The following is a 12,611-nucleotide window of genomic DNA, read 5'->3' as shown; positions in this document are numbered from 1 at the left end:
GTAAGAAAGCAGCCTGGGGAAATCAGACTTTAAGCACTATTTTGGCTCAAGGTTTTTAGATGGGACAGCCGTGATTGGCGATTTTTATTTTGGCTCTATTCGTGTTCCAGGGGGGGGGCTAAAACAAAAAATAAGTGAATTTATCAAATTTTTTAATAAGGTGATGGCAAAGCCGTTCAAGCGGACGTATAAAGATAAGCTCTTGGTTCTGTAATGATTGTTTATTTTAAGGAATGAACCACTAGTTGTCGTGCCCAGTAAAGCTAATTGCCAACCAATACTAATCAACTTGTCTGAAAGATGGGAATAGCATCGAATTTAAATAACATTCCGAATAATATTAAGCATTCATATTTATAATGATTTAAGAGCGCGCGAGCATGACTGAGAAAACTATAGAACAGTTAAATTCAGAGTTACAACAAGAAAATGATCGTTTAGTAAACGAAAATGCTATATTAAGAGATAATAATGATAATTTAACAAGAAATAATGTTGAATTAAAAGAAGTCGTCACAGAACTAAAGGATGAACATAAACAAGCCATCTCACAACAGAAAAAAGAGCTATCGCTTGAAAAGCAACAAGTTGATGAATTGACGGTAAAGCTTAAACAATTCGATGAAAACTATCGTAGATCAGTTCTAGAATATTTAGATGAGAATGGCAAACTCTTAGATAAGAATCGCGAACTTCAAGAGCAGTTAGCAGCTATTGAAAATCAATTTCAAATAAAATCCTTTAATAAAGAGGCTTTCTATACAAAACTATTTGAAGAAAAAGAACTCAACATAAACAATCTAGAGTACAAAGTTAAAACAAAGGATATTGAAAAAAATAAACAAACCACTTTAATTAAAGAGCTTCAGGATAAAATCACACTGTTAAACCAAAGCAATGAACAGTTATTAAAAGAAAATAAAGGCAAAACACATAAATCAAATAATTTGCCACACCGGTTGGATAGTCAGAAGAAACAATTAACAGATTTGCATAATGAGAATACTAAACTGAAGCAACTGCAAAATCAAATTAATCATATTGAAATGCCTTCTGCAGACATAGAGAATCTTTCAAAACTCAAGGATAAAATTGATATTCTGTCTGAGCAGTTAATAGAAGCTAATGAAAAAATCAAACGACTCACAAAAATCGAGCCAACCAAAAAGATCACTCTAGCAGATGCCTTAAAGTCAGATGATGATTCTGACAAGATTGAGGAGCTAAAAAAACAAGTTGAAGAGAAAAACAAGCAAATTAACTCACTAGAAGATAAACTAGAACAACTGAATCAACATAATTTAATCGAGAAAGAAAAATATAACGAGGAACTAGGCAGTCTTCGCACAGCTAATGATAAATTTAAGGAGCAACAGAATATTGATAAAGAAACCATTTCCAATCTTAAAAATGACATCCTAATAAAAAACCAAGAACTTAACGACGCAAACAAAAACCTTAATGCATTAACTAACCAAGTATCTAGTATTGAAAGTGATCTTAAGTCTAAGACAGAAAATATTAAAACCCTTACAAAGGAAAAAGAGCAGCTTAATAGTAAGCTTAATGAAAATATGCAAAGCCTTGATAGGTCAAACACAGAAATTGATAACATCAAGACCCGCATTCTAGAAAAAACTCAAGCAAATAATCAATTGCAAAAAGAACTCGAAAATACAAAAAATCAATTAAAATCTTCAGAAGAAAAAATAATTAACTTGCAGGTACAAGATAAAGAACTCAATGACAAGTTAGGGAAAAATAAATCTAACCTTAAAGGGTTAGAAGACAACATAACAACATTAAACACACAAAAACAAGCACTTGAACAAGACATCATTAAGGTAAAAGAAGAGTCTAATCACATTAAATTTCAGCTGACACAAAAAAACAATGAATTTACACAAAAACATCAACTGCAAAATAAGGTAATTGAAGAAAATAATAGCTTAATTGATTCACTGAATAAGACAGTTGATACGCTTACTCAAAACAATAAAGATGAGCAACAAAAATATAATAACAAAATAGAATCACTTAATAACAATATTAACGAGTTAAAAACAAAGCAAATCGATGATCAAAAGCTCATCTACAAGCTTAAAAAGAAGATTGAAGAGCAAACTCAAGATAGTGATAAATTGAAAGAAAAAGTTATTGATATAGTTAAAGAGGCAGCTAATACTCAAGAGCTGCTTAAGTCAACCAAAAACAAGCTTCAGAAGTTAACTAAAGAAAACCAAGAGCTAGAGGATAAGCTTAAAGAGGCTACTAGTAATTATGAGCAAAATCAACTGAAGCTTGAAAACTCTGGTAAGCAGTTTAAAGAAGAGCTTGAGCATGAAAAGCAAAAGCTTGCAAACCTAACTGACAAAAACGATAAACTTAACCAAAAGAACTTAAAGCTTATAAATGAACAGCAAAATAAAATTGAAACATTAGAGAATACGCTCCGACAAAACGAGGAAAGTAAAACTGATATTCAAAATAAGCTCAATGAAAAAGAACAACAGATTAACAACTTGAAAAGTCAGGCTGAAAAGATGGTACAAGAGCGCGAAGAACTGACAAAAGAGATCAGTAATCTAAAAACACAACTCAAAGAAAATACTAATACTTATAAGCAGCTTGAATCCAAGAATTTAGAGTTACATAATCAAATTGAAACACAGAAAAAGGCACTTGATGAAAAGAAAGATGATCTAAAAACAAAGGTTCAAGAGCTAGCAGAATTAAACAAAAAGCTTAAAAATTTTGAAGAAAAGGCTAAAACTCATGAAAAGGAAATAACCAGCTTAAATAAAGAAATTGAAGACAGAAATACTTCTATTACAAAAAATAATAATGAAATTAATTCATTGAATGAGAAAATTGCTAAACTCACTAAAAGTAATGAGCAGCTGAAACAAGAATACAACGAAAAAATAGTAGCGCTTAACAAAACCAACGATGAATTCACGACACAACAGAAGCTTGATAAAGAAACTATTTCCAATCTTAAAAATGACATTAATGAAGCAAAGAGAAAAGTTAATGAAATCTCTCAGATAGAAGCCAAGACCAGAGAGGAGCTGGAGATTGAGAAGCTAATTCTTAAGAATCTAACTGAGGAAAACAAGCAACTAAATAAGGATAAGCTTAAGTTTGAAGAAGCTGCAAATAGCAATAAAGATAATATTGAAAAATTACAGCAACAACTCAAAGAAACCACGAATGCTTATGAGCAAAAGAAACTGGAATTTGAAAACGTTAAAAAGGGATTTGAAGCAGAAAGACAAACATTACAGAATCAACTTGATGCGAACACCAAGGAAATTGATGAAAAAAAAGATGATCTACAAATAAAGGCTAAAAAGCTAGAAGAATTAAACATAAAGCTTAAAAATTTTGAAGAAAAGGCTAAAACTCATGAAGAGAAAATAGCGAGTTTAAATAAAGAAATTGAAGACAGAAATACTTCTATTACAAAAAATAATAATGAAATTAATTTATTGAATGAGAAAGTTGCTAAACTCACTAAAAGTAATGAGCAGCTGAGACAAGAATACAACGAAAAAATAGTAGCGCTTAACAAAACTAACGATGAGCTAGAGAAAAAACAGAGCGATAATCAAGAAATAATTTCCACGCTTAAAAATGACATCCTAATAAAAAACCAAGAACTTAACGACGCAAACAAAAACCTTAATGCATTAACTAACCAAGTATCTAGTATTGAAAGTGATCTTAAGTCTAAGACAGAAAATATTAAAACCCTTACAAAGGAAAAAGAGCAGCTTAATAGTAAGCTTAATGAAAATATGCAAAGCCTTGATAGGTCAAACACAGAAATTGATAACATCAAGACCCGCATTCTAGAAAAAACTCAAGCAAATAATCAATTGCAAAAAGAACTCGAAAATACAAAAAATCAATTAAAATCTTCAGAAGAAAAAATAATTAACTTGCAGGTACAAGATAAAGAACTCAATGACAAGTTAGAGAAAAATAAATCTAACCTTAAAGGGTTAGAAGACAACATAACAACATTAAACATACAAAAACAAGCACTTGAACAAGACATCATTAAGGTAAAAGAAGAGTCTAATCACATTAAATTTCAGCTGACACAAAAAGACAATGAATTTACACAAAAACATCAACTGCAAAATAAGGTTATTAACGAGTTAAAAACAAAGCAAGTCGATGATCAAAAGATCATCTCCAAGCTTAAAAAGAAGATTGAAGAGCAAACTCAAGATAGTGATAAATTGAAAGAAAAAGTTCTTGATATAGTTAAAGAGGCAGCTAATACGCAAGAGCTACTTAACTCAAATAAAAACAAGCTTCAGAAGTTAACTAAAGAAAACCAAGAGCTAGATAAGAAGCAAAGAGATAATAAAGAAGAAATTTCCAAGCTTAAAAATGATATTCTAACGAAAGACCAAGAACTTAATAAGGCAAACGAAAACTTTAATGTATTAACTAACAAGGTATCGAGCATTGAAAATGAGCTTAAGTCTAAGACAGAAAATATCCAAACCATTATCAAGGAAAAAGAGCAGCTTAATAACACGCTTAATGAAAATAGGAAAAACCTTGAAAATTCAAACACAGAAATTAATAAACTCAAAGAAACCATAAACACCAATGAGCAAACGCAACTCAATTTACAAAAGCAAATTGAACAAAATATTGAAGAATTCAAGAATACGCTCAAAGAAAAAGAACAACAGATTAACAAATTGAAAAGTCAGGCTGAAAAGACGATACAAGAGCGCGAAGAACTGACAAAAAAGATAAGTAATCTAGAAAAAGAAATTGAAGACAGAAATACTTCTATTACAAAAAATAATAATGAAATTAATTCATTAAAACTCAAAGTTACTGAACTCACTGAAAGTGATGAGCAGCTGAAACAAGAGTACAACGAAAAAATAGTAGCACTTAACAAAACTAACAATGAATTCAAGGAGCAGCAGCAACTTGATAAAGAAACTATTTCCAAGCTTGAAAAAGACATTGTAGAAAAAACTGATTTAATTGCGCAATTACAAAAAAAGCTCAATAATGGATTCACGCAACTACAAGTGGAGGAGAGTAGCAAGTTTGAAGTTATTAATAATAAGATCAGTGAAAATATCTCTAAAAAGAACGACAACCTTAACCCTAAAGATAAGAAAGATTTTGAAATCGATAATATTAGTGAACAGGCTGTAAAAACCAACAAACTGATTGTTGGCATAGAAAACTTCAGTCTACTTTCAAATTCAAAACCGGATACCAATCTAGATGAAAGTTTGAAAATACAACAATATTCTGTCGAAATACTATCTCCCACTATTACTCGAAATGCCATAGCGCAAGCTACTGATGGTATCGATAAAAGCACTCATCAACAAAATGGCAGCAAGAAATTTATTGATTGGAATAATATTCTTGAACTTATTAAAGCCATTGGTGCAACAACTACAGTTCAAGATAATAAAACCGCCTTAGAGAATTGCAAAAAAAACCAGCAGATCGATTTTACAAAAGAGAATAGTAAATTTACCTTATCTCAGAATAAAACAACAAATGCCATAACTTTGGAGAGTCAGCAAACCTCCTTCGATCATTTCATTGACACTTTATCAAAACTAATAGATGAGCAACGGAAACTAGAACCTAATAAAACAATACACATTACCTTCAAAAAAATTCCTAATCTGAGCGAGAAGGAATACGCAGAAGCCTTGCAAAAATTACCCCATCACAAGAATATTGAAATCAATTATCAAGGCGATGATAACAGTGCATTCACAAATGCATTAGCGCAAAACCAAGGTAAGTCTAATAATGTATTCAGCGCATTTCATAATGAGCGCAAACGTAATGAGGAAAAGCATGACACATCACCCTTTCAAGGGAAAAAGTAAACAGTCTCCGCACAGAAACTGTTCCCTCTCTTTCAACACGCCTCAATAATACCAGCAGCACCCATGCCTGTACCAATACACATGGTGACCATACCGTATTTTTTGCCGGTTCTTCTTAAACCATGCAATGCTTTAACCGTCAGCACCGTACCTGTGGCACCTAACGGATGTCCTAAAGCAATCGCACCACCACAAGGGTTGACTTTAGTCTCATCAAGCTTTAATTCATTGATTACAGCTAAGGATTGTGCGGCAAATGCTTCATTTAACTCAAACCAATCGATATCTTCTAATTGTAAATTGGTTTGCTCAAGCACTTTTGGAATCGCCTTAATCGGACCTATCCCCATAATGCGCGCAGGAACTCCAGCAACCGCAAATCCTAGGAACTTCCCAAGCGGTGTCAGATTATGTTTTTTCAAATAAGATTCACTGACTAACACCACAGCACCCGCACCATCGGAAACCTGCGAGCTATTACCAGCAGTCACTGAACCACCCGTTGCGAACACCGGTTTAAGCTTAGCTAGTGCTTCAATCGATGTATCTTTACGCGCACCTTCATCGATCTTAATCGTTTTTTCATTGTCAACAATCTCGGCTTTCGCCTCATCCGGTTGACGATGGTGTACCTTAACGGGGATGATCTCATCATTGAAATATCCATTTTCAATCGCATACGTTGCTTTTTGATGACTCTTTAATGAAAACTCATCCTGCATTTGGCGTGTGATATTCCAATCTTTAGCAACATTCTCAGCAGTAATCCCCATGCCATAGGCAATCGCGACATTCTCATCTTTGGTAAAAATCTCACTACTAAATGAAATATTATGACCACCAAATGGAATCATGCTCATCGACTCAATCCCACCGGCAACTGCCACGTCCATATTACCTTTAGCAATCTCATTAGCTGCAATCGCAATCGATTGCAGCCCTGAGCTGCAATAACGATTAATTGTAAAAGCAGGCACCGAATCAGGCAACCCTGCCAGAAGTGTTGAGATACGCGCGACATTCATACCCTGCTCACCTTCTGGCATGGCACAGCCTATGACGATATCACCGATATCTTCAGGATTAACACCTGATTCTTTTACCGTTTCTTTTAAGATATCCGCTAACAAATCATCGGGACGCTTCTTAGCAAAACCACCACGCTTACCCTTAGTAACAGCTGATCTTTTCGCTGCAACAATATATACCGCTTGTTCAGTCATTTTTTAAAAACTCCTTATTAATTTCTTAATGGTTTACCCGTTTCTAACATATGCTGCATTCTTGCTGCACTTTTCTCAGAAAGCGCTAATTCAACAAAGTTTTCAAGTTCACGCTTAAGTAGCCAATCTTCCGAAACATAAGTATCTTTCTCGATCTCACCACCACACATTGCATCAGCCAAATTTGCTGCGATCTTGTAGTCATGTGCTGAGATTTGATTGCCATCACGCATATTAACCAAAAGTCCTTTAACGGTGGCAATACCTGCCTCACCAAAGACTTTGATTTTTTGCTTCAATGGTGGCTGATAACCGCAATATGCTAAGAATCGTGCTTTTTCGATTGCAACACTTAGGATTTCTTTGTTATTCATCACCACCGTGTCACTCTCACGCAAAAAGCCCATCTCGATGGCTTCATAAGCGCTTGTTGCGACTTGCGCCATGGCTAAGTTCTTGTAGCGCTTCTCAAAGTCTTTCCATGGATCTTGGGCTGTCGAGGCGCGTTTTGCCATCTCTTTTGAACCGCCCCAACCAGGGATAATACCGACACCGGCTTCTACAAGACCGATGTAACTCTCGTGTGCCGCAACCACTGCATCACAATGCATCAATGTTTCACAACCACCACCAAAAGCAAAGCCTTTAACAGCTGCAACCACAGGAATTTTACTATATCGCAGTTCTTGGGTAATGACTTGATGCCCTTTTTGAATAACATCATAAACAGCTTCTTTGCCATGCATCATGAATTTAAATCCAAACTCCTCAAGGTTGGCACCTGCTGAGAAGATATCTTTCTCCTGCCAAATAACCATACCTTTAAGCTCACGCTCAGCGATCTTAATCGCCTCTGAGATGCCCGCTAATACGGCATCACCTATGGAACACATCTTGCTTTTGAAGCTTAAGGTGCCAATCTCATCGTCAAGACTCCATAAGCGCACGCCTTCATTTTCATATAGGGTCACACTTGGTGTAATACTGTGCTCTCCTAGCACATAGTCCTTATGTAACTGACGCTTGTATACTGGTAACTCTTGACGCACAACCAGTGCATTATCAGTGAAACTAAAAGACTTATTATCACCATAAACACCATCCTCAAGCGCATACACCCATTGTGGTAAAGCCTTGCTTGAAAGCGTTTTTCCGGCTTTGATATCTTCATCAATCCACGCAATAACCTGATGCCAACCGGCTTGCTGCCATGTTTCAAAAATCCCTTCTTTCCAACCAAAGCCCCAACGAATCGCTAAATCCATATCTTTTGGATAATTAGAAATATCACCGACTAAACAGGCAGCATAGTGAAAGCTATCTCTAAAGCAAGACCATAAAAATTGCGCTTGTGGATGATCCATGTTTTTTAATTTTTCCAACTTCACTGACCAGTCTTTTTCACCCAGGATTTCAGTGACTGCTTTATCAGGTTTCTGATCAGATAATCGGTATGTTTGGCTTTGCAAATCAAGCACTTTAAGCCCATCTTTCTCTTTGACATAAAGACCTTTTTTCGTCTTTTGCCCAAAGGCACCCCGTTCAATTAATGCATGGATCCAGTTGGGTAACTGATATACTTTCTCCCAACCATCTGTGAGCGAGTTTTTCATCGTATCGACCACATGGGCAAAAGTATCCAAGCCAACGACATCTGCCGTGCGATAGGTTGCACTCTTCGCGCGTCCTAGTTTCTTGCCTGTTAGACCATCAACAACCTCAAGTGGGATATTAAACTTCTCAGTGTAGTAGCAAGTTGCCAACATTGAGAAAACACCCAATCTATTAGCAATAAAGTTTGGCGTATCTTTGGCACGAATAATGCTTTTACCCAACTTTTGCACTAGGAAAGTTTCTAGTTGATCCAGTACTTCCGCCTTAGTGCCACCATGTGGAATCAACTCAACCAGCGGCATATAACGCGGTGGATTAAAGAAATGCACGCCACAGAAATGCGCATGTAAATGCGTTGGCAAACTTTCAGTGAGAGATTCAATACTTAAACCTGAAGTATTAGATGCAATAATCGCGTGTTTTGCCACGTGCGGTGCAATGTTGTGATACAAATCTTTTTTCCAATCCATACGCTCAGCAATTGCCTCAATAATCAAATCGCAGTCTTTGATCAATTCAAGATTATCTTCATAATTCGCCGCAGTAATATAATTAACCGCTTGCGCTGAACCAAAAGGTTTGGGATTAAGCTTAGTAAGTTTCTGTAACGCACCATCAATCAGTGCATTTGGCGCACCCTCTTTCGCTTTTAAATCAAAAAGTACGACAGGAATTCGCGCATTAGCAAAGTGTGCAGCAATTTGCGCCCCCATCACACCGGCACCCAGCACGGCAACTTTCTCAATCCCTACATGCGAACGCTTAGAAGGTTCAGGTTTAACCGCCGCTTGAGTATAAGCTTTAGATTTAGGTGCTTCATATTCAGTAAATTCATGTCCAAAAACCGCCAGATAACCACGCATCGCCTGATCTTTTGATTGCCCTTTAATAGAGTCCCACGCCATCCACTTGGCACGTTCAACCATTTTTAAAACCGATGGGCATTTACCTTCAACATCACCAACCGTTGCTTGCTTATAAAAGGCATATAACTTTAGCTTTTGATTGTTATCCGGCTTAAAATCAATGGTTGCATCACGCACAGCTTTCACCATCTCGTTAAACTTCTGCTCTAATTGGCTTATTTGCTCCAATTCACTCATTTACAAATTCTCCTTATTTTGACTTTTTATCTCTTACATGCTCTATACTGTTGCCTTTGATTTTTCACCTTTTTCAGACATCTTATGCATTGCTTCATAGGCTTCGCGCCACTCTGGATGCGCATTTTTAGGACCCAAGGCATACGGTGAGAACTCATCTGTTTGAATCACATCATTAACACGCTTCATCACATCTTTAAGTAAAGTTACCTCATCATCATTAATGATATTATGCTGGCGCGCCTTATCAATCGAATTTGTCCAACTGGCTTTTGGTATTGTGCCGGCTTTAATCGCTGCTTTGATTTTCTTTTGCACGGGTATTGCGGCAAGCACTGCTTGATACGCAATCTCAACGCGTCCTACCGGATCCTTGTCATCCTCTGGCACATAACACATTGATTTCATGCGCTGACGAGTCTTCTCATCTTTTAATAACGCTTGTGCTAGCTTATGATCCAAACGATCATCGGGCTTTTTAAATGGCTTACCATAAGGAAAAGCCATAAAACGCAATGTTCCTGCCAACGCCTTATTCGGGAAATTGGCAAAAATTTCACATAACGCATTTTGCGCTTCATATAGACAATGCTGTAAGCTCCAGCTAACAAAAACATCATCAGTGGCGACCTCGCCATTATCTTTATAATATTTCAATACCGCACACGCCATATATAAGTAACTCATCACATCACCTAAACGTGCCGATAAGCGCTCTTTGCGTTTGAGTGCACCACCTAAGCTCACCAGCGCGATATCATTCACACAGGCATATACCGTACTTAAACGGGTGATACGCTTATAGTATTTATTGAACTTAGATGAATAACCTTTTGCTGTCGCACCACAGGTGATGCCATACCAAAAAGTGCGTGCTGTATTTTTCATCATATAACTGATGTGTTTTTTCATAAGCTTTGAGAATTGCTCAAAGCCTTCTTTCTCATCTTTATTCATCAAGCTTTCAGATTCATCACGCACATAGGGGTGGCAACGCATCGCTCCCTGTCCAAAGATCATTAAATTACGCGTCATGATATTGGCACCCTCAACCGTAATGCCAACGGGTGTTGCTTGATAACCGCGCGCTAAATAATTGTTTGGTCCCATAATGACGGCACGCCCTGCGTGGATGTCCATTGCGTTATTAAGCACATCTCTTCCCATTTCAGTTAAATGGTATTTAGAAATAGCAGATGCTACCGAAGGTTTGATACCTGCATCAACGGCTGCTACGGTAAACTGTCTTGTGGCATTAGCAAGATAGGCAAGACCACCCATTTGTGCCAACTTCTCCTCCACACCTTCAAAGTAACCAATGGGTGATTTGAATTGCTCTCGAACCATACTGTATGCAGATGTTGCAACACTTGATAATAACGTATTAGCCGTACCACATGCTGGTAGTGATATCGCCCGTCCAATTGACAAGCATTCAACGAGCATACGCCAGCCTTCACCTGCCATTTTTTGTCCGCCAATAACCCAATCTATTGGGATAAATAAATCTTTGCCACGAATTGTGCCATTCATAAAAGCTTGTGATAATGGATAGGCACGATTACCAATTTCAAGCCCCGGATGATCATGCGGCAATAATGCGCAAGTAATCCCCTCTTTCCCCGTATCTCCTAGTAACTGATCTGGATCATGTAACTGAAATGCCAAGCCAACTAAAGTGGCAATAGGTGCCAAGGTAATATAACGTTTATTGATATTCTCTAAACGAATACCCAGAACTTCACGCCCATTATACTCACCCTTGCAAACAACACCTTTATCTGGCAAAGAAGTGGCATCTGAACCTGCTGTCGGACCTGTTAATGCAAAACAAGGAATATCAACACCGGTTGCTAATTTTGGTAAGAACATATCTTTTTGCTCATCCGTGCCATAGTGATGCAATAACTCACCAGGCCCTAACGAATTAGGCACCATCACCGTCACCGCAGCTGAAACACTTTTGGTTGCAATCTTCATCACAATTTCAGAATGCGCCGCAGCTGAGAATCCTTTACCACCATATTCTTTGCGGATCACGAGTCCAAAAAAACCTTTTTCACGAATAAAATTCCAGACAGCTACCGGTAGATCGCGATCAACGTGCGTCACCTGCCAGTCATCAATCATTGAGCAAAGCGTATTGGTTTCATTATCTAAAAACGCCTGTTCTTCATCATTTAATTGAAACTTCTGCAAACGATGCAATTCGTCAAAGTCTGGCAACCCTTGGAAAACTTGCTTTTCATACCAACAGTCTCCAGCATCTAAGGCAACTTGCTCAGTTACCGAGATAGGAGGCATAGATTTTTTACTTGATTTATAGATTTTCTTGATCATGCGCGTTTCCTTAATCTTAACTTACTTAATCCAGCATTCTAAAGCTCAACCCTAACTATATCTTTGCCGCAACAACCCTAAACGGTGACGCTTCTCTTAATGCAGCAAAGCCTTCCTTAAATCAGTTAGTCCTTTTAGAACACCCGCAAACCATTTGACAGTATTTTTGTCATTGAATTCTTCGCTCTTTTAAGTCATTTGATATTGTTAACAGCCCTTGCTATTCACTGCAACCCAACAACTCAAAACCATCGAGCATTTCCTTGACATTAAACAACGCTAAATGATTCACGAGTAGCATCTTTCCTTAGCAATATAACAGCGATTTTGTAAAAAATTAAGCGACACCAACCAAAATATCACGGCTGTCCCATCTAAAATATGTTGACTTTTGCTAAATTTATCTTTGAAGTTGTTAGCAAAGGAATCTACTG

4 protein-coding genes are annotated in these 12,611 nt (G+C 37.0%); 1 reads left to right on the top strand and 3 read right to left on the bottom strand.

The annotated features are described in order from the left end of the window. Nucleotides 1-380 precede the first annotated feature (380 nt). Nucleotides 381-5,897: a hypothetical protein gene (locus ACTS4L_RS10380; protein WP_440652011.1), complete on the top strand. Its 5,517-nt coding sequence runs from the start codon at nucleotides 381-383 to the stop codon at nucleotides 5,895-5,897. 32 nt (nucleotides 5,898-5,929) lie between these two features. Here ACTS4L_RS10380 and ACTS4L_RS10375 read toward each other — a convergent pair whose 3' ends face one another. The 3 genes from ACTS4L_RS10375 to ACTS4L_RS10365 are packed head-to-tail and all read right to left on the bottom strand — an operon-like array spanning nucleotide 5,930 to nucleotide 12,177. Beyond that, nucleotides 5,930-7,120, bottom strand: a complete 1,191-nt coding sequence (locus ACTS4L_RS10375) for an acetyl-CoA C-acyltransferase (protein WP_440617827.1) — start codon at nucleotides 7,118-7,120, stop codon at nucleotides 5,930-5,932. 17 nt (nucleotides 7,121-7,137) lie between these two features. Further along, nucleotides 7,138-9,819, bottom strand: a complete 2,682-nt coding sequence (locus ACTS4L_RS10370; protein WP_440617829.1) for an acyl-CoA-binding protein — start codon at nucleotides 9,817-9,819, stop codon at nucleotides 7,138-7,140. A 60-nt stretch (nucleotides 9,820-9,879) separates the two neighbouring features. Beyond that, a complete protein-coding gene (locus tag ACTS4L_RS10365; RefSeq protein WP_440617826.1) occupies nucleotides 9,880-12,177 on the bottom strand; it encodes an acyl-CoA dehydrogenase in 2,298 nt (765 codons plus the stop codon). Between the last annotated feature and the right edge of the window lie 434 nt (nucleotides 12,178-12,611).

Source organism: Cysteiniphilum sp. 19S12-1, assembly GCF_052030685.1.
Lineage (GTDB): Bacteria > Pseudomonadota > Gammaproteobacteria > Francisellales > Francisellaceae > Caedibacter.
The sequence above is the reverse complement of the archived record's forward strand: the minus strand, read 5'-3'. Positions and strand labels throughout refer to the sequence as shown.